The sequence below is a fragment of the Arthrobacter sp. SAFR-044 genome (assembly GCF_059414985.1).
This window is the reverse complement of the sequence record NZ_JBPFDN010000001.1, coordinates 262,005-285,874: the sequence shown is the minus strand read 5'-3', so window position 1 is coordinate 285,874 and position 23,870 is coordinate 262,005. Positions and strand designations below refer to the sequence as shown.

Annotated in this window: 23 protein-coding genes and 1 tRNA gene; 5 read left to right on the top strand and 19 right to left on the bottom strand. The window is 65.8% G+C overall.

Features of this window, described 5'->3' with window-relative positions:
* Positions 1-116: 116 nt before the first annotated feature.
* Positions 117-860 carry a PAQR family membrane homeostasis protein TrhA gene (trhA, locus tag ACR65J_RS01265; RefSeq protein ID WP_440165370.1) on the top strand — a complete coding sequence of 248 codons (744 nt, stop codon included), beginning with the start codon at positions 117-119 and terminating at the stop codon, positions 858-860.
* 23 nt (positions 861-883) lie between these two features.
* Here the strand turns inward: trhA and ACR65J_RS01260 are convergent, their stop codons facing one another.
* Positions 884-1,225, bottom strand: a complete 342-nt coding sequence (locus ACR65J_RS01260) for a hypothetical protein (protein ID WP_440165368.1) — start codon at positions 1,223-1,225, stop codon at positions 884-886.
* Between the two features lie 97 nt (positions 1,226-1,322).
* Entirely contained in the window at positions 1,323-2,228 is a 906-nt protein-coding gene (mca, locus tag ACR65J_RS01255; RefSeq protein WP_440165366.1) for a mycothiol conjugate amidase Mca, read from the bottom strand.
* Positions 2,229-2,356: 128 nt separating this feature from the next.
* On the opposite strand from mca, the gene ACR65J_RS01250 reads away from it, so the two are divergent.
* Together ACR65J_RS01250 and greA are read left to right on the top strand one after the other, a co-directional pair.
* Positions 2,357-2,815, top strand: coding sequence for a DUF4307 domain-containing protein (locus ACR65J_RS01250; protein WP_440165365.1), 459 nt, complete (start codon positions 2,357-2,359; stop codon positions 2,813-2,815).
* 151 nt (positions 2,816-2,966) lie between these two features.
* Positions 2,967-3,461, top strand: coding sequence for a transcription elongation factor GreA (gene greA / locus ACR65J_RS01245; protein WP_440165363.1), 495 nt, complete (start codon positions 2,967-2,969; stop codon positions 3,459-3,461).
* A 108-nt stretch (positions 3,462-3,569) separates the two neighbouring features.
* Here the strand turns inward: greA and ACR65J_RS01240 are convergent, their stop codons facing one another.
* From ACR65J_RS01240 to ACR65J_RS01225, 4 genes are read right to left on the bottom strand one after another with little or no spacing between them, the layout of a single operon-like run.
* Positions 3,570-4,199 carry a rhomboid family intramembrane serine protease gene (locus tag ACR65J_RS01240; protein ID WP_440165361.1) on the bottom strand — a complete coding sequence of 210 codons (630 nt, stop codon included), beginning with the start codon at positions 4,197-4,199 and terminating at the stop codon, positions 3,570-3,572.
* An 8-nt stretch (positions 4,200-4,207) separates the two neighbouring features.
* On the bottom strand, positions 4,208-5,446 hold the full coding sequence (ilvA, locus tag ACR65J_RS01235; protein WP_440165359.1) for a threonine ammonia-lyase: 1,239 nt from the start codon (positions 5,444-5,446) through the stop codon (positions 4,208-4,210).
* Positions 5,447-5,449: 3 nt separating this feature from the next.
* On the bottom strand, positions 5,450-6,787 hold the full coding sequence (locus ACR65J_RS01230) for an AI-2E family transporter (RefSeq protein ID WP_440165356.1): 1,338 nt from the start codon (positions 6,785-6,787) through the stop codon (positions 5,450-5,452).
* A 35-nt stretch (positions 6,788-6,822) separates the two neighbouring features.
* Complete coding sequence (locus ACR65J_RS01225; RefSeq protein ID WP_440165354.1) at positions 6,823-7,782, bottom strand: aldose 1-epimerase family protein; 960 nt, start codon at positions 7,780-7,782, stop codon at positions 6,823-6,825.
* A gap of 100 nt (positions 7,783-7,882) precedes the next feature.
* Here ACR65J_RS01225 and galT point away from each other — a divergent pair, with 100 nt between their 5' ends.
* Both galT and galK read left to right on the top strand, forming a co-directional pair.
* Positions 7,883-9,040 (top strand): galactose-1-phosphate uridylyltransferase, encoded by a 1,158-nt coding sequence (gene galT / locus ACR65J_RS01220; RefSeq protein WP_440165353.1) that lies wholly within the window; start codon positions 7,883-7,885, stop codon positions 9,038-9,040.
* Positions 9,037-10,224, top strand: coding sequence for a galactokinase (gene galK / locus ACR65J_RS01215; protein ID WP_440165351.1), 1,188 nt, complete (start codon positions 9,037-9,039; stop codon positions 10,222-10,224). Before galT ends, galK begins: the two co-directional genes overlap by 4 nt.
* A 103-nt stretch (positions 10,225-10,327) precedes the next feature.
* On the opposite strand, the gene ACR65J_RS01210 is transcribed toward galK, so the two are convergent.
* The 13 genes from ACR65J_RS01210 to eno all read right to left on the bottom strand — a co-directional run bounded on the left by ACR65J_RS01210 (position 10,328) and on the right by eno (position 23,811).
* Positions 10,328-11,260, bottom strand: a complete 933-nt coding sequence (locus ACR65J_RS01210; RefSeq protein WP_440165349.1) for a Bax inhibitor-1/YccA family protein — start codon at positions 11,258-11,260, stop codon at positions 10,328-10,330.
* Between the two features lie 152 nt (positions 11,261-11,412).
* A complete protein-coding gene (locus ACR65J_RS01205) occupies positions 11,413-12,126 on the bottom strand; it encodes an ABC transporter ATP-binding protein (protein ID WP_440165347.1) in 714 nt (237 codons plus the stop codon).
* Positions 12,113-13,078 (bottom strand): ABC transporter ATP-binding protein, encoded by a 966-nt coding sequence (locus tag ACR65J_RS01200; protein ID WP_440165346.1) that lies wholly within the window; start codon positions 13,076-13,078, stop codon positions 12,113-12,115. The genes ACR65J_RS01205 and ACR65J_RS01200 overlap by 14 nt, the downstream gene beginning before the upstream one ends.
* Positions 13,075-14,322 (bottom strand): branched-chain amino acid ABC transporter permease, encoded by a 1,248-nt coding sequence (locus ACR65J_RS01195; RefSeq protein WP_440165344.1) that lies wholly within the window; start codon positions 14,320-14,322, stop codon positions 13,075-13,077. The genes ACR65J_RS01200 and ACR65J_RS01195 overlap by 4 nt, the downstream gene beginning before the upstream one ends.
* Positions 14,319-15,326: a branched-chain amino acid ABC transporter permease gene (locus ACR65J_RS01190; protein WP_440165342.1), complete on the bottom strand. Its 1,008-nt coding sequence runs from the start codon at positions 15,324-15,326 to the stop codon at positions 14,319-14,321. The genes ACR65J_RS01195 and ACR65J_RS01190 overlap by 4 nt, the downstream gene beginning before the upstream one ends.
* A 152-nt stretch (positions 15,327-15,478) precedes the next feature.
* Positions 15,479-16,711: a branched-chain amino acid ABC transporter substrate-binding protein gene (locus ACR65J_RS01185; RefSeq protein ID WP_440165341.1), complete on the bottom strand. Its 1,233-nt coding sequence runs from the start codon at positions 16,709-16,711 to the stop codon at positions 15,479-15,481.
* A gap of 246 nt (positions 16,712-16,957) precedes the next feature.
* Positions 16,958-17,031 (bottom strand) — tRNA-Leu (locus ACR65J_RS01180).
* A 112-nt stretch (positions 17,032-17,143) separates the two neighbouring features.
* Complete coding sequence (locus ACR65J_RS01175; protein WP_440165339.1) at positions 17,144-18,610, bottom strand: NAD(P)/FAD-dependent oxidoreductase; 1,467 nt, start codon at positions 18,608-18,610, stop codon at positions 17,144-17,146.
* Between the two features lie 34 nt (positions 18,611-18,644).
* Positions 18,645-20,051, bottom strand: a complete 1,407-nt coding sequence (locus ACR65J_RS01170) for a S8 family serine peptidase (RefSeq protein WP_440165338.1) — start codon at positions 20,049-20,051, stop codon at positions 18,645-18,647.
* A 5-nt stretch (positions 20,052-20,056) separates the two neighbouring features.
* A complete protein-coding gene (locus ACR65J_RS01165) occupies positions 20,057-21,004 on the bottom strand; it encodes a Ppx/GppA phosphatase family protein (protein ID WP_440165336.1) in 948 nt (315 codons plus the stop codon).
* Positions 21,001-21,672, bottom strand: coding sequence for a DUF501 domain-containing protein (locus tag ACR65J_RS01160; protein ID WP_440165334.1), 672 nt, complete (start codon positions 21,670-21,672; stop codon positions 21,001-21,003). The genes ACR65J_RS01165 and ACR65J_RS01160 overlap by 4 nt, the downstream gene beginning before the upstream one ends.
* A gap of 27 nt (positions 21,673-21,699) precedes the next feature.
* Positions 21,700-22,380 (bottom strand): FtsB family cell division protein, encoded by a 681-nt coding sequence (locus ACR65J_RS01155; protein ID WP_440165332.1) that lies wholly within the window; start codon positions 22,378-22,380, stop codon positions 21,700-21,702.
* Between the two features lie 150 nt (positions 22,381-22,530).
* Positions 22,531-23,811 (bottom strand): phosphopyruvate hydratase, encoded by a 1,281-nt coding sequence (eno, locus tag ACR65J_RS01150; protein ID WP_110542781.1) that lies wholly within the window; start codon positions 23,809-23,811, stop codon positions 22,531-22,533.
* Positions 23,812-23,870: the final 59 nt, after the last annotated feature.

The following is a 23,870-nucleotide window of genomic DNA, read 5'->3' as shown; positions in this document are numbered from 1 at the left end:
TACATCCACATCCTAGGCTACCGCCCGCGGCACTCCGGGACGGGCAGCACCGGTGGACGGACAGCCATAGAAGTTACCGAGCGGTAACTTACTGCTCCGTAAGTTATTCTGGTGCCATGAACAGCGACTCTTCGCAGGCTTCCCCGGCGCCCCGGCCGGAGGACAGAAACGCCGGTTCGGATCCGGAGCCCAGCGCAGTGGATGACGCCGCGGTCCGCCTGGCGGAACTACTGATGATCAAGCCCAAGTGGCGCGGTTGGATCCACACCGTCACGGCCCCGCTGGCACTCGCTGCCGGGATTATCCTGGTGGTCCTCGCCCCCACGGTTGACCGTCGGATCACGTCTGCCGTCTACGCCGCCACGGGCGTTTTGTTGTTCGGTGTCAGCGCCGTTTACCACCGCGGCAACTGGTCCCCGCGGGTCAAGTTGGTCCTGAAGCGGCTGGACCATACCAACATCATGCTGGTGATCGCCGGCACCTACACGCCATTGGCATGGACGCTCCTGGAACGCCAGCAGGCGGTGGTGCTCCTGTGGGTCATCTGGTCCGGTGCCATCCTTGGTGTGCTGTTCCGGCTGCTGTGGACTGATGCTCCGCGCTGGCTCTACGTTCCCATCTACATCGCACTGGGCTGCGGCGCGCTCTTCTACCTGCCGCAATTTTTCCAGGCCAGCATTCCCGCGGCCGTGCTGATCTGCGTGGGCGGCGTCCTCTACATCACAGGCGCTGTCTTTTACGCGTTGAAGAAGCCGAATTTCAGCTACTACCACTTCGGCTTCCACGAACTGTTCCATGCGTTCACCGTGTTTGCCTTCGCGGCACACTTCGTCGCGATCGCCCTGGCGGTCCTCGCCTAAGGCGGTTCCCGCGCGGAATTCCCCTACTCGCGGGGCCGCGAAACGCCGTCGGCCGGGCCGTTTCCCTTGGCGTCCGGCGCTGCCGGGTGCGTGCCGCCGTCGAGCCCGTCCTGGGCGTCCGCGGCGTCAATGTCGGCGGCGGCAGCGGCCGCCAGGCGCTCTTCCTCCACCTGCGCCCGGTAGCGGACCCTGCGGATTCGCCGCACCATGTCCACAATGAGCAGGGCGGTGGCCACGACGAAAAAGGCCGTCATGATGAACCCCAGGAGGCCCGGCGTGACCTGGTCCTCGGAAATTCCGTCCCGGAGCGTCGGAGTGGGCAGCGGGCTCGGCGTAGTGGCGAGGCTGAGGAGCAGAGAATGCACGGTTAATACCTTCTGGTGGAACGGATGCAGCAGGATGCGGAAGGAACGGCCTGTCGCCGCGCCTGTCTTCTACGCAAGATAGAAATGGCCTGCCTGTCTATCTTAGCCCTGCAAACAGGTCCTTCTCGGGGAGTTCGGACGGCACCCGGGAGTGGATCAGGGAATAGTCTTCCCAGGGCCAGACCCGCCGCTGCATGTCCGGCGAGACTGCGAAGAAGAACCCCAGCGGGTCCACTTGCGTCTGGTGCGCACGGAGGGCGTCGTCGCGCATCTCGAAGAAGTCGCCGCAGTCCACCTGCGTGGTCGTGGGATGGGCGGCAGGGGGCGGAGTGTGCCCCTCGGCGTCGGACTCCAGCCAGGCCGCCAGGCGCTCTGCATACGGAGACTGTAGACCTGCCTCTTCCAGCGCGAAGTGCAGCGCGCGGAACCGCTCGGGGCTGAAGGCGCGGTCGTAGTAGAGCTTGCTTGGCTCCCAGGCTTCCCCTGCCTCCGGATAACGGTCCGGGTCGCCCGCGGCGTCGAAGGCTTCCACGGCCACCCGGTGCGCCATGATGTGGTCCGGGTGGGGGTAACCGCCGTTCTCGTCATAGCTGAGGATCACGTGGGGCTTGAAGGACCGTACCAGGCGCACCAGCGGCGCCGCGGCCTGCTGCAGGGGCAGGGTGGCAAAGGAGCCTGCCGGCAGGGGCGGGAGCGGGTCGCCTTCGGGGAGGCCGGAGTCAACGAAGCCAAGCCACCGCTGGCGGATGCCCAGGATGGCAGCGGCCCGCTGCATCTCCAGCCTGCGGGCGCCGGCCATGTCGCGTTTGGGATGTGGCACGCCTTCCATGGCGGGGTTCTGGATGTCGCCCCGGGAGCCGTCCGTGCACGTTGCCACCAGGACGTCAACGCCGGCAGCCGCATACATCGCCATGGTCGCAGCGCCCTTGCTGGATTCGTCATCCGGGTGGGCGTGGACCGCGAGCAGCCGGAGCGGCACCTGGGAGTTGCTGGACGCTGTCATGGAAAGGACGGCTCCTTATTCGTCTTGCGCGGCTTGTGGCAGCTTTCGGATGTTTATCGCGGGTGCATTCCCGGGTGGCAGCTGGAGCCACCGCAAAGAGCCCGGGGAAAGGGCACTAAACTGGTCTGGTGACTTCCCCGGACCAGCCGGCCCAATCCGTGCCCGCAGACACTAGCCTAGCCAATCGGTATGGTGCTAAAAAGCGCCGGCTCTCCCCCAGGGCCGCCCGGGCGGCCGTCGGTGTCGCTCTGGTTGCGGGAATCGGGTTCCTGGCCTGGGTGACCACGTCCAACTCGCTTTCGGGCGTGACGTTCAAGGACGTGGGTTACAGCACCACCGATGCCACGCTCGCGGAAGTGGACTTCCAGGTGACCAGGGAACCGGCCAACCCCGTCAAGTGCGCCGTGAAGGCCCTGGACTCCAAGTTTGCGGTGGTGGGTTGGAAAGTGGTGGACGTTCCGCCATCAGCGGCGGATGGAACGCCCGACGGCGGCAGGACAGTCGCCCAGCGCGTCACCTTGCGCACGGAGTCGGCGTCCGTATCCGGCGTGGTGGACAGCTGCTGGATTCCCGGCGCCGCGCCGTAAGAGATGTGATGTGCGACGCTTGCTTGTTGGGTTATCTCCAAGGGATTGACTACAATGGAGAGATACCTTTACCCCGCTGAGCTGGTTACTGTTCCACAAGTGGCCACCGTGGCGGGGTCTTTTGCATGTAGGACCACTAGAGGAGAAGTCCGTGTCTACCACCAACAGCGCATCTGCAGCCTGGCTTACCCAGGAAGCTTTTGACCGCCTGAAGGCAGAGCTGGACCACCTTTCCGGCGCAGGCCGGGCGGAGATCGTCCAGAAGATTGAAGCAGCGCGGCAAGAGGGGGACCTCAAGGAAAACGGGGGCTACCACGCAGCCAAGGAGGAGCAGGGCAAAATTGAAGCCCGCATCCGCCAGCTGACGGCGCTGCTCCGGGACGCCCATGTGGGTGAAGCGCCTGCCGATGACGGCATCGTGGAGCCGGGCATGCTCGTGGTTGCCAGGATCGCCGGGGATGAAGAGACCTTCCTGCTGGGGTCGCGCGAGATCGCGGGCGACTCAGACCTGGATGTCTTCAGCGAAAAGTCCCCCCTTGGTGCGGCCATCCTGGGGCACAAGGAGGGCGAGACCCTCAGCTACGTTGCGCCCAACGGCAAGGACATCAAGGTGGAGATCCTCTCCGCCAAGCCCTATGCCGGCTAGCGCCAGGAAAAGCAGGAAGCCTGCGCGGCGAATGCGGCGGCTGTCCCCACAGGGGACGGCCGCCGCTTTTCTGTCTGTGCCGCGGGGGCTGCGCGGCAGGACCTGCGCTCAGAACTGGCGACGAAGCGCAGGGACGCGTGGACGAAGCAGCAGGGCCGCGATTATCCCGCCGGCGGCGCCGCCCAGGTGTGCCTGCCAGCTCACGTAGCCTGCCACAAACGGCAGGGCACCCAGCAGAATGCTTCCGTAACCCATGAAGAGGACCACCGCGAGCAGGATCTGCCGCCAGCTGCGGTTGAAGAATCCACGCACCAGGAGGAACGCGAAGAGTCCAAAGACCAGGCCTGACGCGCCCACCGTGACACCGGTGCCGATCAGCCACACCGTCAAACCGCTGCCCAGCCAGCTGAAGGCCAGCGCGGTGAGGAAGACGCGCAGCCCGGAAAGGAACACCAGGAAGCCGAAGATGACCAAGGGCAGGCTGTTGGAGAGCAGGTGGTTCAGGTTGGCGTGCAGGAGCGGGAAGGTGAAGATGTCCAGCAGCCCGTCGGCGCTCCTGGGCCGCAGACCGAAGGTCCGCGTGAGTGCGCCCATCATCAGCGTGTTGGCCACTTCGATGGCGAACAACAGGGCCACGAAGCCACCCAGCACCAGCAGGCCACCCTTGGCGCGCGACGCGATAGCCTGCCGGCCGGGGACGCCCCCGTTGCCCGTCAGTCCGTTACCCAGTCCGGCCATGGCCGCTCCTAATGCACAACGATCGGCTGGAAACCCTCGGCACGGAGTGCGCTGAGGACCTGCTCACCGTGCTGGTGGCCTTTGGTCTCCAGGTTTACGGTAATGGAGACGTCGCCCATGCTGATGGATCCGCCCACCCTGGTGTGGTCCAGGCCGGTGACGTTGGCATCGTTTTCGGCGATGATACGGGCAATGGTTGCCAGCGAGCCCGGGCGGTCGTCGAGCATCATCCGTACGGTCATGTAACGCCCTGCGGCGGAGAGGCCGCGCTGGATGACCTTGAGCATCAGCATCGGGTCGATGTTGCCGCCGGAGAGGACCGCCACCGTGGTTCCGGGGTTCTCGATCTTGCCGTCCATGAGCGCTGCCACCCCCACGGCGCCCGCCGGTTCCACTACCATCTTGGCCCGTTCCAGGAGGAAGATCAGCGCACGGGCCAGGGAGTCCTCACTGACGGTGACCACATCGTCAACCAGCTCGCGGATGATGCTGAAAGGCAGCTGTCCCGGCCGTCCCACGGCGATGCCGTCCGCCATGGTGGAGACCCTCTTCAGCGGCACCAGTGCGTCAGCGGCAAGCGAAGGCGGGTAGGCGGCGGCGTTCTCCGCCTGGACGCCGATGATGCGGATCTCCCGGCCGAGTTCCTTTGCACGGGCCTTGATGGCGACGGCGACCCCCGCCAGGAGCCCCCCGCCGCCCACGCCCATCAGGACGGTGTCAACGTTCGGAACCTGCTCCAGGATCTCCAGGCCCACGGTGCCCTGGCCGGCCACGACGTCCACGTTGTCGAACGGATGGACGAAGACCATGCCGGTTTCATCGCTGTACCGCTGGGCTTCGGCGAGCGCCTCGTCCACGTTGTGACCGTGCAGGATGACTTCGGCACCGTGGCTGCGCGTGGCGGCAAGCTTGGGCAGTGCGACGCCCAGCGGCATGTAGATCCGGGCCTTGATGCCAAGGCTCTTGGCAGCAACCGCAACACCCTGTGCGTGGTTGCCTGCCGAGGCTGCCACCACGCCACGTTTTTTCTCTTCGGGCGAGAGCCGTGCCATCCGGACATAGGCACCGCGTACCTTGAACGAGCCGGCGCGCTGGAGGTTTTCGCATTTGAAATAGACGTCGCCGCCCACCATGCCCCCCAGGGCCCGCGACGATTCAACGGGGGTGCGCGCAATGATCCCGTCGAGCAGCTTCTGCGCCTCAAGGACATCGTCCAGTGTGACGGGAAGGGTTTCAAGGATCTTCACGGACTACTCTCCTCTGGGTTCTGCCCCGGTGCCTTCCGTAGAGGCGGTGCGGGCATCACGGTGTTGGGATGGAGTGCCGGCCGCCGGACCGCTCCCGGCGTCGGATGCAGACGGCGGCACAACGTCCTCGATGGTGTTGTCTCCGCCTGCTCCGGCCGTGATGGGCCTCCCGGCAATAACCGGCACCTGTTCATGTTCCCACGTTCTTGCGGCAATGTAGCGAACGGCCGAGTTTGCTACGGCCAGGATGGGTACGGAGAACAGCGCTCCGGGAATGCCGGCAAGGTAGGAGCCTGCCGCCACGCTGAGGATTACTGCCACCGGATGGAGCGACACTGCCTTGCCCATGACCAGGGGCTGCAGGATGTGGCCCTCAAGCTGCTGGACCAGCAGGACGATTGCCAGCATGATCAGGGCGTTGACGGGGCCGTTGGCCACCAGTGCCAGGAGGACTGCGACGACGCCGGTCACCAGGGCCCCGACGACCGGGATGAACGAGCCAAGGAAGACCAGCACGCCCAGGGGAAGCGCGAGCGGGACGCCAATGATGGCAGCCCCGACGCCGATTCCGGTGGCATCCACTGCGGCGACGAACATCTGGATGCGTGCGTAGCTGACCATGGATGCCCAACCCTTGCGGCCTGCGCCGAACGTGGCGGCCCGGGCCTTGCGGGGCAGCATCCTCACCAGGAATGCCCAGATGCGGTCTCCTTCCAGGAGGAAGAAGATGAGGATGAACAGCGAGAGCAGCATGCCGGCGGCAAAGTGCCCGGCGGTGCTGCCGAAAGAGAGGGCACCGCTGAGGATGCTGCTGCTGTTGTTCTGCAGCGCGTCGGTGGCTTCCTTGATGTACTGGTCGATCTGAGTTGCAGTGAGGTGCAGCGGTCCCGCCGAGAGCCAGTCCTGGACCTGCCGCACGCCTTCGAGTGCCTGGGAATAAAGCTCGCTGAAACCTACGACAAGCTGCCTGCCCACCAGGGTCAGCGCACCGGCAATGACGCCGACGAACCCCAGGACGGTCACGGCGACGGCCAGGCCTGCGGGCAGCCCCCGACGTTTCAGCCATGCCGTCACCGGGCTGAGGAGTCCGGCGAGAAGCGCAGCCACCATGACCGGGATGATCAGGAGGGTGATGTGGCTGAGCAGCCACACCAGCGTTCCCACCATCAGGAGGATCAGGCCCAGCCGCCACGACCAGGAGGCCGCAATGCGGATGCCGTACGGTATGTCCTTGTCCAGTTCACGGTCGGTCAGGACCCGCAGGGGCGCAGCCGCGGCCGGTGCGGGCGCGGGGGCCGGTACTGGGCGGGCAAGGGTAACGTCGTCCTCTTTTGGCGTCATATCCCAATACTTCCCCAGCGGTGGCCCAATGCAAACTACTGGGCCGCGCGCGGTGTGTAGTCGATTCCCCATTCCATACTGAAGGACTCCCCCGGCTGTAGCCACCGGAGGCCGTCACCGGATTTGAAGGCATTGGCCGGCCCTGTCATTGGCTCCACTGCCACTGCCCGGGCCCGGCCGGGATACACCGTGCTCACGTAGATGTGGACGTACCGGCAGGATTCATCCTGCCAAAGCGACACCGCACTGCCGTCCGCCGCTGAGAGGGTGTGCCGGGCCACGCCGCCCTCAAAGCGGAGGTCAGTCAGGGCAACGTCCACTGCCAGGTCCGCGATGTGCCGCCCCGAACGGAAATCAACATCCCCGTCAACCGGGGCCGAACTACGCGGAATCAAGCGGTCATCGGTCACCAGCCGGGTATCGGCGGCAACGGTCAGCTGCAGCTGCTCCACCGGGGCGTCACCGACCCGCAGGTAGGGGTGCGCGCCCAGGACGAAGGGAGCGGCTGCCGCACCGTCGTTGGCCAGGGTCTGCCGGACCCGCAGCCCCAGGTCTTCCGAAAGCTGGTAATCGACCCGGTGCCGCACCAGGAAGGGGTACCCGTGCTGCGGGAAGACCACTGCCTCCAGCGCCACGGCATGTGGGGATTCCTCCACGGCCGCGTAGCCGGTGTTTCGCAGCAGGCCATGGCTGGCGTTGTTGCGGGACACTTCGGTGATGTCCAGTTGCTGCTTCCTGCCGTCGAGGAACCACTGCCCGTCCTCCACCCTGTTGGCCCAGGGTGCCAGCGTGATGCCCGCCCCGCCGGGAGAGATTTCGCCATCACCGTAGGTTTCGGTCAGCAGGACGCCGCCCCTGCTGAAAGAGCGGAGTCCGGCGGCAAGCTCGGTGACCACGGCCACGGCGTCACCCCGCCGAAGTTCGTGTTGCCGGCCGGTGGCGCACGACCTTGCGGATGCAGGGGCGGAAGTTCCCTGTTCGGAAGAGGCAGTCATGGGGATTACCGTACAACGGGCGGCGCCGTACCCGCATCCCCTTCCTGTTACTTTTTGTTGTTAACTATTCATTTTTGATCGTTTGTGCCAGACTTTTTGCATGACAGGGATTACGAGCACCACACTCTCCGACGGCCGGGAACTGATCTATTTTGACGACGCCGGCACCGGCACCTCCCGCGCCGGACACCTCACCACCGACCACCGCGGCCTGCCGCCGCGTGGGGAACCGGGCGAGGTCCGCTTCGATGCGCTGACGGACGAATGGGTGGCCATCGCCGCACACCGCCAGGCCCGCACCCACTTGCCGCCGGCAGACCAGTGCCCCATCTGTCCCACCACACCCGGAAATGCTTCCGAAATTCCTGCTGCAGACTATGACGTGGTGGTCTTCGAGAACCGGTTCCCCTCCCTGGGGCCGGCTCTGGGACCAGTCCCGGAGGATGCCGCGTGGGGAACGAAAGGCCCGGCGTACGGTCGCTGCGAGGTGGTGTCCTTTACCCCGGACCACACCGGATCCTTCAGCGGGCTGAGCCAGGAACGGTCCCGGACCGTGGTTGAAGCGTGGTCGCAGCGCACCGCTGCACTCAGTGCCATGGCGGGCGTCAAGCAGGTCTTCCCGTTCGAGAACCGGGGCGCCGACATCGGGGTGACGCTGCATCACCCGCACGGGCAGATCTACGCCTACCCCTATGTCACGCCGCGCGCCGGCGTCCTGGGTGCGGCGGCGCGGAGGTACTACGACGCAAAGGACGGCAGGGATACCCTGACCGGTTCACTGCTGCGCGCTGAGCGGGAGGACGGCAGCAGGATGGTGGTGGAAGGGAGACATTTCAGCGCCTACGTGCCCTTCGCCGCCCGGTGGCCGCTGGAGATCCACCTGGTCCCGCACCGCCAGGTCCCCGACCTCGCCGCCCTGGGCGGGGAGGAAAAGGATGAGCTCGCCCAGGTCTACCTGGACCTGCTCAAACGGGTCGACGCCCTGTACCCCACGCCCACTCCCTACATCTCCGCCTGGCACCAGGCACCGCTGGATGAGGTCCTGCGTCCCGCTGGCTACCTCCACCTGCAGCTGACCTCCCCGCGCAGGGCAGCCGATAAGCTGAAGTACCTGGCCGGATCGGAGGCAGCCATGGGCGCATTCATCAATGACACCACGCCCGAAAGCGTCGCGGAACGGCTGCGCAATGTTGCCGTCCCGCCGTCGTCTGCGCCTGCTGCCGCCCTGGCAGCCACCCCGGAAGGAGCCTCCGCGTGACCACCCATAACCAAGCCGACAACCAGGCCGCAGCTGCCGCGCTGCAGGATCTGGGCGGCCGCTTTGAGCAGGAGTTCGGCAGCGCTCCCGACGGCGTATGGCAGGCGCCGGGACGGGTGAACCTCATCGGCGAACATACGGATTACAACGAAGGCTTCGTCCTGCCCTTCGCCATCGACCGCACCGCCCGGGTGGCCGTCGGCGTCCGGGAAGATGCCGGCGTCAGGCTGTTGTCCACCTACGGTGACCAGGGCGTGGTCACCACATCGCTGGAGTCGCTGCAGCCCGGAACGGCCAAAGGCTGGACCAAGTACCCCCTGGGCGTGATGTGGGCCCTCCGGAAACGTGGCATCGACGTGCCCGGACTGGATCTGCTCCTTGACTCAAACGTGCCGCTCGGTGCCGGCCTGTCGTCGTCGCACGCCATCGAATGCGCCGTCATCACCGCGCTGAATGACCTGACGGGCGCCGGGCTCAAGGCCGAGGACATGGTGCTGGCCACCCAGCGGGCGGAAAACGACTTCGTCGGGGCGCCCACGGGGATCATGGACCAGTCCGCGTCCCTGCGCGGTTCAAAGGGCCACGCAGTCTTCCTGGACTGCCGGGACCAGGCGGCGCGACTGGTCCCGTTTGAGACCGAACCCGCCGGCCTGGTGCTCTTGGTGATCGACACCAAGGTGTCACACTCGCACGCCGACGGGGGTTACGCCTCGCGGCGCGCATCCTGCGAGCTGGGCGCGGAGGTAATGGGGGTGAAGGCCCTGCGGGACCTGGAAGTGGCGGACCTCGAGGAAGCCAGCGGGCTGCTGGACGAGGTCACCTTCCGTCGCGTGCGGCATGTGGTCACGGAGAACGACCGGGTGCTTCAAACCGTCGAGCTCCTGGGCGGCCCCGGCGCGGGCGCCATCGGTCCCCTGCTGGACGCCAGCCATGCCTCCATGCGCGACGACTTCGAAATCTCATGCCCGGAGCTGGACCTGGCAGTGGACACCGCCCGCGCCTCTGGCGCCATCGGCGCGCGCATGACGGGCGGCGGCTTCGGCGGAGCGGCGATCGCCCTGACCCCCGTGGCCGCCGAGCAGAAGGTGCGTGACGCCGTCGTGAAGGCTTTCTCGGCCGCCGGCTTTGCAGCCCCGGACATCTTTACCGTCACCCCCGCCGCCGGAGCCATGCGCATCGCCTAAGCCTGTTCCCCGCCGCATCAACGCGCTTTAACGGCCGTGGGCCCCACCAGTTTGGTGGGGCCCACGGTTGCTTAACGTACGACGGCGGAAATTGCCGGAGTAGCTAGTCGTCGCCGCGCAGGATGGCCAGCAGGCGGATGATCTCCACATACAGCCAGACCAGTGTGACGGTCAGGCCGAAGGCCGCTGTCCAGGAGAAGCGCTGCGGGGCGCCGCTGCGGACGCCCGCCTCAATGCTGGTGAAGTCCATGATCAGCGAGAAGGCCGCAAGACCGATGGCCAGCAGGCCGATGAAGACACCCAGCGGGATGCCGAAGATTTCGACGCTGGTGCGCAGGCCGAACGGGCTCTGTACGGCGCCAGTCCAGACCAGCACCATGTTGACCAAGGAGAACAGGGCGTATCCGATGATGGCGATCATGAAGAACCGCATTGCCTTCGGTGTGGCCCGGACCTTGCCGCTCTTGAAGAGGACCAGTGTCACGGCGAACACCGAGAGCGTGCCGATTACTGCCTGCAGGCCAACACCCGGGTACATGGTGTCAAGGATCCTGGTCAGGCCGCCGAGGAAGAGGCCCTCGAGGGCCGCGTAGGCAAGGATCAGCGCCGGTGAGGGCTGCTTCTTGAAGGTGTTCACCAGGGCCAGCACGAAGCCGCCCAGGGCTCCGACAATCATCAGCATGGAGGCCAGCGGCAGGCCCACAGTGAGGGTGATGGCGGCGCCCACCAGCACGGCACCGAGGCATGCAGCGGTCTTCATGATGACGTCGTCGAACGTCATCCGGCCGGTGTCTGCGGGGCCGGCGGACGGCTGGCTGTACATCTGGCGCAGCTGGTCGTCGGTCATGCTCTGGGGCTGCGTGCCCCAGCCCTGCTGGCCGTAGGGTGCCTGGCCATACGGCTGCTGGCCATAGGGTGCCTGGCCATACGGCTGCTGCCCGTAAGGAGCGCCATAGGGAGCCTGCGGGACAGGCGGTGCCTGGGTGGCTCCACGGAAACTCTTTCCGTTGAAGATCGGGTTGCCGCCAAGTGCCATTGCGGGATTCCTCCATGTGGGGTGTGGGTGATGAGCTTTTGGTTACGCTACCAATTCCCACGTGGGGGCGGCCGCGAAAGTTCCCATGGGGCCCGGTTGCAACCGAACCGTGACCGTTACCGCCGGTTCGGCATCGGGCCCCATGAGGCGGACTACCCCACGCCCAGGTACGCCTCCTTGATGGAGGGATCCTCCAGCAACTGTTTGCCGGTGCCGCTGTGGGTGATCTCCCCCGTCTCCAGCACGAAGGCGCGGTGCGCTCCGGCCAGGGCCTGGTTGGCGTTCTGCTCCACGACCAGGACCGTGGTGCCCTGGTTGTTGATTTCCTTGATGATCTTGAAGATCTGGCGGATGAACTGCGGTGCGAGTCCCATGGACGGCTCATCGAGCAGCAGGAGTTTCGGGTTTGACATCAGGGCCCGGCCGATGGCCAGCATCTGCTGCTCGCCGCCCGACATGGTCCCGCCGTACTGCTTTTCCCGCTCCTTCAACCGCGGAAACAAGTCAAACACGCGGTCCAGGTCCTTGGGTACGCTGCTTCTGTCCTTGCGCCCGAACGTTCCCATGTCGAGGTTTTCCATGACGGTCATGCCCGGAAAGATGCCGCGCCCTTCCGGGGCCTGGGAGATTCCGTGGACCACCCGGATGTGGGCCTTCATCTTGGTGATGTCCTGGCCCGCGAAGGTGATCCTGCCTTCGGTGCAGTTCAGCAGGCCGGAGATGGTCCGCATGGTGGTGGTCTTGCCGGCGCCGTTGGCACCGATCAGCGCCACCACTTCGCCTTCGTTGACGGTAAAGGAGATGTCCCGCAGGGCCTGGATTCGGCCGTAGTGGACGGACACTCCCTTAAGTTCAAGCAACGTCATCTTCAGGCTCCCCTAGGTAAGCAGCAATAACACGCGGGTCTTCGCGGATCTCACGCGGCAGTCCGTCCGCGATCTTTTTCCCGAATTCCAGCACGACGATCCGGTCTGTCACGCCCATGACGAGTTTCATGTCGTGCTCGATGAGCAGGACGGTGTAGCCCTCGTCCCTGATGGTGCGGATGAGGGCCATCAGTTCCTCTTTTTCGGCGGGATTGAACCCGGCCGCGGGCTCGTCCAGGCAGAGCACCTTTGGATCAGTGGCCAGGGCCCGGGCAATCTCAAGCCGGCGCTGGTAGCCGTAAGGCAGTTGCCGGGACAGGACATGTGCATGGCTGCCGATGCCCACGAAGTCCAGCAGGGCCATGCCACGCTCGATGGCGGATTTTTCCTCCCTGATGTGGGTGGGCAGGCGAAGCAGCGCTCCGCCTACGCTGGTGCGGTGCCGGGCGTCCAAACCGACCACCACGTTTTCAAGGGCGGTCATCTCGCCGAACAACCGGATGTTCTGGAACGTGCGGGACAGTCCCAGCCGGGTGATTTTGTGCTGCTTGATGCCGTTCAGGACTTGGCCCTCCAGCACGACTTTCCCGCTGGTGGGCTTGTAGACGCCGGTCATCGCGTTGAAGCAGGTGGTCTTGCCTGCGCCGTTGGGTCCGATGAGCCCCAGGATTTCGCCACGCTTGATGTTGAAGCTGATGTTGTCCAGTGCCACGAGGCCACCGAACTTGATGGTCAGGTTCTGCACTTCGACAATGTTGTCCCCAACCTTGACCGCGATATCGCGGTCCGGTGCAACCTTCTCGGCCAGTTCCTGGTCCACCCCGGCCTCGGCGAGGGCATCCATATCCAGCTCAGGTGCGATGGGGGCCGCCGAGCCGTCCTGGACCGTGTTGTCCTGGGCCGCCTGCTCCTCCACACTGCTGGAGCCCGTGTGCCTTTCCTCGGAGCTCATGCCTCCGCTCCTCTCTGTCCGGGAACGCGGGAGTCAGGACCCGCCGCTGGATTGTCCGTGTCTTTCGGCTCCGTGCCATCGCGGCTGGTGACCTTGTTCAGTGCCGTCCTGCCGTAGGCCAGCAGCCGCTGCCGCGCGGGCAGCAGTCCCTGGGAACGGAAGATCATGATCAGCACCAGCGCGATCCCGAAGATCAGGTATTTGTATTCGGCGATGGCCGTGAACCTGAGCGGGATGTAGCTGACCAGGGCTCCACCCAGGATTGCGCCCACTTTGTTACCGGCCCCGCCCAGCACAACTGCGGCGAGGAACAGGATGGACGTGGTGACGTCGAACTTCTGGTTGTTGACGAACCCCACCTGCCCGGCGAACAGGGCGCCGGACAGGCCACCGATCGCAGCGCCGATGGCGAATGCCCACACCTTGTATTTGAAGGTGGGAACGCCCATGATTTCGGCGGCGTCCTCGTCCTCGCGGATGGCGATCCAGGCGCGGCCAACCCGGCTGCGTTCCAGGTTGCCCACCAGGAGGGTGACGATGATGATGATGGTCAGCGTCAGCCAGTACCAGGGCACGCCGTTCGAGTTGGAGAAGATAGGTGTTCCGTCCGCCTCGGTACCTGGCGGGTGGCCGACGTTCTGGAAGCCCACCTGGCCCTTCATGGCCGGAATGATGGTCGCCAGGATGCGGACGATTTCGCCGAACCCGAGCGTCACGATGGCAAGATAGTCGCCCCTCAGGCGCAGTGTGGGCACACCCAGCACCACGCCGAAGAACATGGTGACTGCCATGGCCACCGGAATGGTCCACAGGTACGGGATGTGCAGGAAGGGCGAGTCGGGACTGGTCAGCATGGCCGCGCAGTAGGAACCGACTGCGAAGAAGGCGACATATCCCAGGTCCAGCAGGCCGGCATACCCCACCACAACGTTGAGGCCGACGGCGATCAGCGCGAACCGGGCCATGTCGAAGCAGGCCAGTGCGAAGTTGTTGCCGGGCTCAGTGGTGATGATGGGCGGGTTGAGCAGCGGAAGCAGGTAGGCAAGTACCACGACGACCACCAGGAATGCCCACTGCTGTTGGCGGGACAAGGCATGCCAGCGGTCGGAGAAGTACCCGGACTTGCGCTTCCCGCGTTGGCGGAGGTCGCTCTTGCCCGCTGCCTTCGATGATGCTTCGCGGTCCTCTGCCGCCTGCTCGGCCGCGGCTGTCGGCAGCGGCGTGGGGCCGTCCGTCATACTCATGCTTTGCTCCTTCCAAGGGAGGTGCCCAGGATGCCTTCGGGCCGCAGCAGCAGCACGAGCACCAGCACCACGAACGCCACGACGTCGGTCCACTGCGAGTTGCCCAGCAGGATCTGGCCGTAGTTGCCGATCAGGCCAAGGAGCAGTCCGCCCAGCAGTGCTCCACGGACGTTGCCGATGCCGCCGAGCACCGCGGCAGCGAACGCCTTGATGCCCAGGACGAAACCACCGCTGTACTGGACACCGGACGGGATTTTCATGACGTAGAACAAGGCGGCGGCTCCTGCGAGCAGGCCTCCGATGATGAAGGTGGTAATAATGATGCGCTCTTTGTTGACGCCCATCAACGTGGCGGTATCGGGGTCCTGGGCAACCGCACGGATGCCGCGGCCGGTCCGCGATTTGCTGATGAACCTGTCGATGCCCACCATCATGATCACCGCGGCGATGATGATCACCAGCTGCTGGGAGTCGACGATGGTGCCGAAGACATCGAAGATGGGCGTGGGCCGGAACATGGTCAGGGCCAGTTCGGGACTGGGACCGCGCCAGAGGTAGATCAGGTACTGGATGGTGAAGGAAGCACCGATGGCGGTGATCAGGAAGACCAGGCGCGGGGCGTTCCGCTGGCGGAGCGGCTTATAGGCGATGCGTTCCAGCAGGAAGGCTGTCACCGCGGAGGCAACCATGGCCAGGACCAGCGCCAGCAGCAGGTTGAGGATGATGGCCCAGATGTCCAGCCGGGGAACGGAAGGACCAAATCCGAGGCTGCTGAGGGTAAAGAAGACTGCATAGCAGCCAACGATGAACACTTCCGAGTGGGCGAAGTTGATCAGGTTCAGCACGCCGTAGACCAGGGTGTACCCCAGCGCTACGAGTGCATAGATGGCCCCGAATGTGAGGCCGTCAAAGGTGGCACTCCAGAAGTTCTGGGCCAGGGACGGTATGTCGAAGGTGATCCAGTCGTTTTCCATCGGGAGTAGTGGGACAAGAGAGGGAAGCATGGGAACATCCTGATCCAGTTGCACGCGGCCTTGTGGGCCCGGCCGTGGGACTTGTGTCTATTGACCTGAAGTGGTCATGGGCTGCTGCCGAACGAAGAAAAGGCTGTGGGGGCCGCAACTGCTGGCCCCCACAGCCGATTTCGCGCGGGCTGCTACTCCCCGATGGGGCCGACGGGGACAATCTTCCCGTTTTCCACCTTGTAGCCGTAAACGGTCGGGGCCTGGAGCTCGCCCTTGGCGTCCCACTTGTAGTGCTTGCTCAGGCCGTCCTTGTCGTAGGCCTTGACCCAGGCCAGCAGGTCCGCACGGCTTTGCTTGCCTGCGTCGATGCCGGAGAGGAGGACGGTGGCGGCGTCGTAACCTTCGATCGAGTACGTTCCGGGTTCTGCACCCTTGGCGATGTCCTTGTACGCCGACGCGAAGTCCGAGATCAGTTCACCAGGGATGCAGGGGCAGGTGAAGTAGGCGTTGTTCGAGGCATCGCCTGCCTGCTTGATGAACTGGTCGTCCTTGACGCCATCCGGGGCCACGAACGTTCCGGTGAAGCCCTTGCCAACCAGCTGCTGGTCAAAGGGGGCGCCCTCGGCGTAATAGCCTGCGTAGAACACAGCGTCAGCCTTGGCGTTCATGATCTTGGAAATGACTGCCGAGAAGTCCTTCTGGCCCGTGGTTACCTTTTCCGTCCCGGCCAGTGCACTGCCCAGTCCTGCGGAGGTGGAGGTGCCCAGGCCAATGCCGTAGTCGGAGTCGTCCTGGACCAGGTAGACCTTCTTGGCGCCGAGCTTGCCCGTGAGGAACTTGGCGGCTGCCGGACCCTGGACGGCGTCATTGCCGAGGCCCCGGAAGAAGGTGGTCCAGCCGTTCTCTGTCAGGGTGGGGTTGGTGGCCGACGGGGTGATGTGGACCAGGCCCTTCTGCTCGAAGATGTTGCCCGTCGCCTTGGATTCGCCGGAGAACGGGAGCCCGACGACACCCAGAATGTCCGGCTCGCTCACCAGCTGGGTGACGGGGCCGGTGGCCTTATTGGGATCGCCTTCGGTATCGAACTTCTTGAACTGGACCTGGCAGCCGGGATTGGCCTTGTTGTGCTGGTCGATGGCGAGCTGGATGCCGTTGAAGATGTTGACGCCGAGCTGGGCGTTGGGGCCAGTCTGTGCGCCTGCGTAGGCCAGCGTGGTGGTCGAAGGGCAGGTCGCCTTGCCGTCACCGGCGGGCTTTACGGCTCCTGAGGGGACGTCCACTTTCGAAATGGCGGGAATGTTCACCTTGTTGGACGAACCCGAGCTTTCCGTGGTGCCGGGGCCCGCCTGGTTGGCACAGGCCGACAGCAGCATGCTGAAGGTAGCTGCCGCTGCCAACGAGGTGAGGACTTTCTTTCGGTACATTTGTCTGCCTTCCGAAACAGGGCCATGCGATGCGCGTGCGGATCAATGGGCGCTTCGGCGCCCGGAATGGGACCAGGTATTCCTGATTTAGCTTCAAGCTAGTGCATAGACAGCAGCGAAACTAAGTGACTGAGGTCACAGCCTTATAACAGTCGTTGCCTATGCGGAATTAAACGCAGGAAGCCGCCTGCATCGCAGGCGGCTTCCTGGTGGCCGCGCGTTGGCGGGCGCCGGAGGGGACAGTTGTACCCCAGGTGGGACTCGAACCCACAACACGCGGATTTTAAGTCCGCTGCCTCTGCCAATTGGGCTACTGGGGCGCCGGGTCAATGGTACCTGCCCAGGACGCATTGGCTGGAAACGCCGACGGCGGCCGCCCCGCAAAGGGGACAGCCGCCGTCGGACGCTGTGAAGCGAGGTGGAACAGACGCGCTACTTGGCGTTGGCCGCTACCGTTTCCTTGGGAGCGGCGGCGCCGGCAACGCTGGAGCCGGCGGCAGGCACCGCTGCGGGTGCAGCGGCAGGCTTCGGCGCCGGGGTGGCTGCCGAAACAAAGGCACCGCGGGGGTTGTCCAGGTCCGTCAGCTGCGTGGTGTCGCGTCCGGCGAAGAAGCCGATGATCCAGTTCAGGATGACGCGGAACTTGCGCTCAAAAGTGGGCATGGCCATGCCGTGGTAGCCGCGGTGGGCCAACCAGGCGAGTCCGCCCTTGAGGCCGATGCGGCCCAGGAGGTTGATGTTGGCAACGCCCTTCCATTCGCCGAAGCCGGCCACGGCACCAAGGTTCTTGTGCTTGTAGTCAGCCAGCGGCTTGTCCCAGCGGGAAGCCCACAGGTTCTTCGCAAGGCGCTTGGCCTGGCGCAGGGCGTGCTGGGCGTTGGGCACGCAGGTGCCGTCCGGGAGGCCCTTGCCGGTGAGGTCCGGAACAGCGGCGATGTCGCCGGCAGCCCAGGCGTTCTCGACGATGCCTTCGTCGCCGGCGATCCGCAGGTCCGGCAGGACGCGGACGCGGCCGCGGGGCTCGAGCGGGAAGTCGGTGGAGCGGACCATCGGGTTCGCCTGCACACCGGCCGTCCACACGAGGGTGTCTGCTTCGAATTCCTGGGCGGGGGTCTTGTCCGGCAGGTTGATCAGCTTCAGGGTGCCTTCTGCGCTGTCCAGCGAGGTGTTCAGGAGGACTTCGATGCCGCGGCTGCGCAGGTGCTCGACTACCCAGTCAGCCTGCTTGGCGGTGACCTCGGGCATGATGCGGCCCATGGCTTCGACCAGGACGAAGCGGACTTCCTCCTGCTTGATGCGCGGGTTGTTGCGCACGGCTGCGCGGGCGAGGTCTTCCATCTCGGTAATGCATTCGATGCCGGCGAAGCCGCCGCCGACCACCACGAAGGTGAGGGCCCGGGCGCGGGCGGCGGGGTCGGTCATGGTGGAGGCAACCTCGATGCGCTCCAGCAGCTTGTTGCGCAGCGCAACGGCTTCCTCGATGGTCTTCAGGCCGATGCCCTTGTCCGCAAGGCCCTTGATGGGGAAGGTGCGGGTGATGGCGCCGGCTGCGAGCACGACGTCGAAGTAAGGAACCTCGAAGTTCCCGCCGCCGTCGGCCGGAGCCACCACGGCCGTCCGGTTGACGTGGTCGATCGACGTGACGCGGCCCTGGATGAGTTCCGTCTGCTTGAGGTGCTGCCGGTGCGAGACCACGGCGTGGCGGGCTTCGATGTTGCCGCCGGCCACCTCGGGAAGGAAGGGCTGGTAAGTCATGTAGGGCAGGGGATCAACGACGGTAACAATGCCACCGGCGTTCGCGATCTTCTTCTGCAGTTTCAGTGCTACGTACAGGCCGACGTACCCGCCGCCGACGACGAGTACCCTGGGACGGTCCTGGAGCTGTGGGGTGGTTGCCATTCCTCAAGGATACAGGAGTTTGTGAAAATCTTCACTAGCCCCCGGACCCCTTCGTAACCTGGGAATCCGGGCGTGTTTTGAGGCTTTCCATGACTCCCGTATCAGGTTCTTCCAAAGCGGGGGAAGGGTTGCGCGCAGCCCTTCGGAGCTGGACGGCAGCCGCGGCAATGATTGCCACGAACAGGGCGGCAAAACCGATCACGACGGCGGCGCCGATGGCACTGTCGCGCTGGGACGGCGCCTTGGCCGCGGGAACGGTGGCTTCGGGCAGCGTGGGTGCCGCACTGGGCGCGTGCGTTGCGGTGGGCACCGGGGTGGCCGGCGCGGCGTTGCCACGCCTGTGCACGCGGATCCACTCGGCGATGGTGCCCAGCGGGTTGACCGAGACCTCCGGGACGTCTGCCTTGAGCGCCGCCTCGGCATTGAGGATGCCGTAGCCGTACAGCGGATCCTTGCCCGGGGTTCCGGCGTCCTTTGCCGTAGAGACAATCCGGTTGATCACCTGCTCGGCGCTCATGTCCGGCCACTTGGACCGGATCAGCGCGGCAACGCCGGAGACGATGGGGGTGGACCCGGATGTTCCGGCCCATTCGGCGTAGCTACCGCCAGGGAGGCCGCCCAGGAGGTTCTCGGCGGGGGCAGCCACTCCGATGCTGATGCCCTGGGAGGAAGCGTCCACGCTGGCGTCATTCTTGCGGTCCAGCCCGGCAACGGTGAGTACGCCGGGGATGGTGGCGGGGGCGCCTACCTGGGTATTGCCCCCCACCCGGTTTCCGGCGGCGGCGACGATGACCACGTCCTTCTGCTCGGCGTAGAGGAAGGCGGCGTCCCAGCTTTGCGGCCACTGCGGCGTGGTGCTGCCGAGCGAGATGTTGATGACCTTGGCGCCGTTGTCCACCGCCCAGCGGACCGCTTCGGGAATCTGGTCCTGGTCGCTCTTGCCCGAAGGGTTGGCGGAACCCAGCCATGTCGAGACAGAGAGGAGCTGCGCTTCGGGCGCCACGCCCATGATGCCGTCAGGCGGAACAACCGGCCCGGGGCTGGGGCTGGGACTCGCGCTGGCGGGCTGGTGACCGCGGCCGGCCAGCATGGTGGCTACCAGGGTGCCGTGTTCAGGCTTGGAGCCCACGCTTTTCTGGCCGTCCGGCTGGCCCGAGCCGGAGGCGTCGTAACCGCCGACGACTGCGCCTTTGAGGTCCGGGTGCTGGGCATCGATGCCGCTGTCGATGATGGCCACCTTCACGCCGGCGCCCTTTGACACCTCCCACGCCTTGGTAATGCCGGAGTCTGCCAGCCAGTATTCCTTGTCGCGCCACTCGTCGGCGCGTGCGGCGGGGGCCGAGAACAGGCCGGCGCAGAGGCAGCACGCGGCCAGCAGGACGGCGACGGCGGCGGCCGCAGCACGTGATACCAACCGGGTTGGAGCTGATGTGGTGTGCATGGGGCCTACCCGATACTCAGCGCGATGCCGTCAAGGATGTCGTGCTCGCTTGCGGTGGCCGCGGTGATCCTCCCGCCGGTCAACTCCCCCATCCGTTCCAGGATGCGCCGCCACACCAGTCCCCCGGCGCCGATGACGTCCACGCGGCCGGGGTGCATGTACGGCAGCGCCGCGCGGCGGGCGCGGGTCATGCCCAGGAGGTCGGTGGCGGCGCCGCGGATGTCCGCGATGGGAAGCGCGGCCCCATGGATTGCGGTGGGGGAATATTCCGGCAGGCGGAGCGCGTGCGCGGTGATGGTGGTGACGGACCCGGCAACACCGACGACGGCGGTGGCGCGTTCCAGGGGCACGTCGCGCCCGGCGCGGGCCATGGCTGCGTCCACGTCGGCTTCCGCGGCGGCAATCTGTTCCGCGGTGGGTGGATCGTTGCGCAGGTGGCGTTCCGTCAGCCGGACGCAGCCGATGTCCACGGACTTGGCGGCAATGACGCCGGCCGCGGTGCCCAGGACGAACTCCGTGCTTCCCCCGCCGAGGTCCACCACGAGCACCTGCTGGCCGTCGAGGACAGGCAGGACGCTGCTGGCCCCGGCAAAGGACAAGGCCGCCTCCTCGTCCCCGGAGATGACCTCCGGTTCCACTCCCAGCAGCTCCCTGACGCCGTCCACGAAGACGTTGCGGTTGCGCGCGTCGCGGCTTGCGGAGGTGGCCACAAACCGGATCCGCCCAGCACCGTGCACCTTGATCAGGCGGGCATAGTCGGCTGTTGCGCCAAGCGTGCGCTCCAGCGCTTCGGGGGCAAGTTCGCCGGTGGCGTCCACGCCCTGGCCCAGCCGGACCACCCGCATTTCGCGGTGGACGTCGGTGAGCTTTGTGCTGCCGTTGCTGCGGTCAATGTCAGCGATGAGGAGCCGGATGGAGTTGGTGCCGCAGTCGATGGCGGCGACGCGGGTCATTCCGCCGCTCCTGTGGTTCCTGCGGATTTCCGGACCGGGGCGGGGCGGCCCACGATATCCGGCAGCCCTTGGGGCCCGTGGCGGCTCAGGTCCCGGGAGGGTGCCTCGCCGGTGGTGTCCCAGGCGCCGTCGCAGTGGCATGTATCGGCGGTCCACCATTCGCTGATCATATCCAGCGCCTGGTCCCCCAAGGGGTTGATGCCGCTGCCCGCAGCCAGGGAGTGGCCCACCAGGACGTGCAGGCATTTGACGCGCGTGGGCATCCCCCCGGCCGAGACACCATCGATTTCAGGCACCGGGCCGATTCCGGAGCGCTGGCCAATGGCGTCGCGGGCGGCCAGGTACTCCTCGTGGGCCGCCCGGTAGGCAGCGGCAAGCCCGGCGTCTCCGGCCAGCTGTTCGTTCATGCTGTTCATGACCCCTGCCGCTTCAAGCCTGGAAACCGCGGACGTGATCACCGGGTGCGTCAGGTAGAAGGTGGTGGGGAACGGGGTGCCGTTGCTGAGCCGGGGCGCGGTGGCGGCTACCAGCGGGTTGCCGCAGATGCAGCGGGCCGGAATCTCCACGACGTCGCGGACGGGACGGCCCAGCTGCCGGCTCAGTACTTCAAGGTCGTGTGCTGTTGGTTGGCGGGATTCGTCCCGGGCGGCTGCCGTGTTGTGTTCCACTGTCGCGGGCCGTCCTTCCTGTGCGGTTCAGTCTGTGGCCGCGCGCCTGATGGACTCCCACAGGGAATCCACCCACGGCAGATCGGCGGGGTCTTGTGCTACTGCGCCGGCGGGGCTACTGCTTTCTCCGGCCGGCTCATCGCTGCCAAAAACCCAGTAGCCGGTTTCGCCCGGCATAACCATGTTAATGCGGTCGCGGGCCTGCTGCTTGACGTAGTTGGGATCCTGCCAGCGCGAAACCTGCTGGCGGAGGGCGTCACCTTCGGCCTGGCGTGCGGCGATATCAGCGTTCAGGGCGTCGATTTCGGCCTTCTTGTCGAAAAAGATCTTCACCGTGGGCGCCAGCATGATGGTGATGGCGACCATTACCACGGCCAGTGCGAGCATGCGGCCGGAGAACGCCTTGGCGGGGACAGGATGCTGCTCCTCTTCAGGGCTGCGGGCATCCGTGCCGTCAACCGGGCTGCTGCCTTTGCGCCCGGCGGACGGCTTGGGCGCGTTGGCCTCCCCCGCTTTTCCGCCGCGCCGGGCCGGAGTTCCGCGCCCGTGGTTGTCCTTTGAAGCTGCCGGCGCTGCCGGAGCCGTGCCCCTTGCCGGCCGGAAATCCGCACGGATCACCTCGGCACCGCTGGAGGATCCGTCGTCGTCCGTTGCCTTGGCTGGACGGGCGGGGGCGACCTTGGGAACTTTGGGGCGGCGGGTAGCCATGACACTCCTGAAACGCAGCCTGCCGGGGCCGCCACTATCTGTGCTGGACGTTCACTGCTGGACAGACACTGCTGGACAGACACTGCTGGAAACAACAGCGGTGGCTATGGTCTTTCAACCATAGCCACCGCGGATGGGTTTAGGCGGTTACTAGCCCTTGAAACGCGGGAACGCGCTGCGTCCGGCGTAGCGTGCGGCGTCGTCCAGTTCCTCTTCGATGCGCAGCAGCTGGTTGTACTTGGCTACGCGCTCGGAGCGGGCCGGGGCACCGGTCTTGATCTGGCCGGCGTTGGTGGCCACAGCGATGTCGGCGATGGTGGTGTCCTCGGTTTCGCCGGAGCGGTGCGAGGTGATGGTGGTGTAGCCGGCACGCTGGGCCAGGCTGACGGCGTCCAGGGTCTCGGTCAGCGAACCGATCTGGTTGACCTTGACCAGCAGGGAGTTGGCGGTCCGGGTGTCGATGCCGCGCTGCAGGATGGACGGGTTGGTGACGAAGAGGTCGTCACCAACCAGCTGGACCTTGTCGCCGATGGCGTCGGTGAGGGTCTTCCAGCCGTCCCAGTCGTTCTCGTCCAGCGGGTCTTCGATGGAAACCAGCGGGTAGTCGGCAACGAGTTCGCCGTAGTAGGCGCTCATGTCGCTGGCGGACAGGGACTTGCCTTCGAACTGGTAGGCGCCGTCCTTGTAGAACTCGGAGGAGGCAACGTCCAGGGCGAGGGCGATGTCCTTGCCCGGGGTGTAGCCGGCGTTCTTGATGGCCTCGGTGATGAGGTCCAGGGCTGCGCGGTTGGACGGCAGGTTCGGCGCGAAGCCGCCTTCGTCGCCGAGGCCGGTGGACAGGCCCTTCTGCTGTAGGACGGACTTGAGGTTGTGGTAGACCTCAACGCCCCAGCGCAGGCCCTCGGAGAAGGTCTCGGCGCCGATGGGGGCGATCATGAATTCCTGGATGTCGACGTCGGAGTCGGCGTGGGAGCCACCGTTGAGGATGTTCATCAGCGGCACGGGCAGGACGTGGGCGTTGGGGCCGCCCAGGTACTTGTAGAGCGGCAGGTCAGCGGAGGCTGCGGCTGCGTTGGCCACGGCCAGGGAAACGCCCAGGATGGCGTTGGCGCCCAGCTTGCCCTTGTTGGGCGTGCCGTCCAGGTCCAGCATGGCCTGGTCGATACTGCGCTGGTCGGTCGCGTCGAAGCCGGTCAGGGCGGGGGCGATCTGGTCGATCACGGCGTCGACGGCCTTCTGCACGCCCTTGCCCAGGTAGCGGCCCTTGTCGCCGTCACGCAGTTCGACGGCCTCGTGCTCACCGGTGGAGGCACCGGAGGGAACCGCCGCGCGGCCGATCTGGCCGTCCGACAGCAGGACTTCAACTTCAACAGTGGGGTTGCCGCGGGAATCGAGGATCTCGCGGGCGTGGATGGCATCGATAAGCGCCATGAATTTGCTCCTTATGGGCGATTAACGGGGGGAATCAGGCAAAAAACTCGACGTACTCG

Coding starts and splice junctions, on each gene's coding strand:
- trhA (WP_440165370.1), top strand. CDS start 117: ATGAACAGCGACTCTTCGCAGGCTTCCCCGGCGCCCCGGCCGGAGGAC.
- mca (WP_440165366.1), bottom strand. CDS start 2,228: ATGACAGCGTCCAGCAACTCCCAGGTGCCGCTCCGGCTGCTCGCGGTC.
- ACR65J_RS01240 (WP_440165361.1), bottom strand. CDS start 4,199: ATGGCCGGACTGGGTAACGGACTGACGGGCAACGGGGGCGTCCCCGGC.
- ACR65J_RS01230 (WP_440165356.1), bottom strand. CDS start 6,787: ATGACGCCAAAAGAGGACGACGTTACCCTTGCCCGCCCAGTACCGGCC.
- ACR65J_RS01225 (WP_440165354.1), bottom strand. CDS start 7,782: ATGACTGCCTCTTCCGAACAGGGAACTTCCGCCCCTGCATCCGCAAGG.
- galT (WP_440165353.1), top strand. CDS start 7,883: ATGACAGGGATTACGAGCACCACACTCTCCGACGGCCGGGAACTGATC.
- ACR65J_RS01210 (WP_440165349.1), bottom strand. CDS start 11,260: ATGGCACTTGGCGGCAACCCGATCTTCAACGGAAAGAGTTTCCGTGGA.
- ACR65J_RS01205 (WP_440165347.1), bottom strand. CDS start 12,126: ATGACGTTGCTTGAACTTAAGGGAGTGTCCGTCCACTACGGCCGAATC.
- ACR65J_RS01200 (WP_440165346.1), bottom strand. CDS start 13,078: ATGAGCTCCGAGGAAAGGCACACGGGCTCCAGCAGTGTGGAGGAGCAG.
- ACR65J_RS01195 (WP_440165344.1), bottom strand. CDS start 14,322: ATGAGTATGACGGACGGCCCCACGCCGCTGCCGACAGCCGCGGCCGAG.
- ACR65J_RS01190 (WP_440165342.1), bottom strand. CDS start 15,326: ATGCTTCCCTCTCTTGTCCCACTACTCCCGATGGAAAACGACTGGATC.
- ACR65J_RS01185 (WP_440165341.1), bottom strand. CDS start 16,711: ATGTACCGAAAGAAAGTCCTCACCTCGTTGGCAGCGGCAGCTACCTTC.
- ACR65J_RS01175 (WP_440165339.1), bottom strand. CDS start 18,610: ATGGCAACCACCCCACAGCTCCAGGACCGTCCCAGGGTACTCGTCGTC.
- ACR65J_RS01170 (WP_440165338.1), bottom strand. CDS start 20,051: ATGCACACCACATCAGCTCCAACCCGGTTGGTATCACGTGCTGCGGCC.
- ACR65J_RS01165 (WP_440165336.1), bottom strand. CDS start 21,004: ATGACCCGCGTCGCCGCCATCGACTGCGGCACCAACTCCATCCGGCTC.
- ACR65J_RS01155 (WP_440165332.1), bottom strand. CDS start 22,380: ATGGCTACCCGCCGCCCCAAAGTTCCCAAGGTCGCCCCCGCCCGTCCA.
- eno (WP_110542781.1), bottom strand. CDS start 23,811: ATGGCGCTTATCGATGCCATCCACGCCCGCGAGATCCTCGATTCCCGC.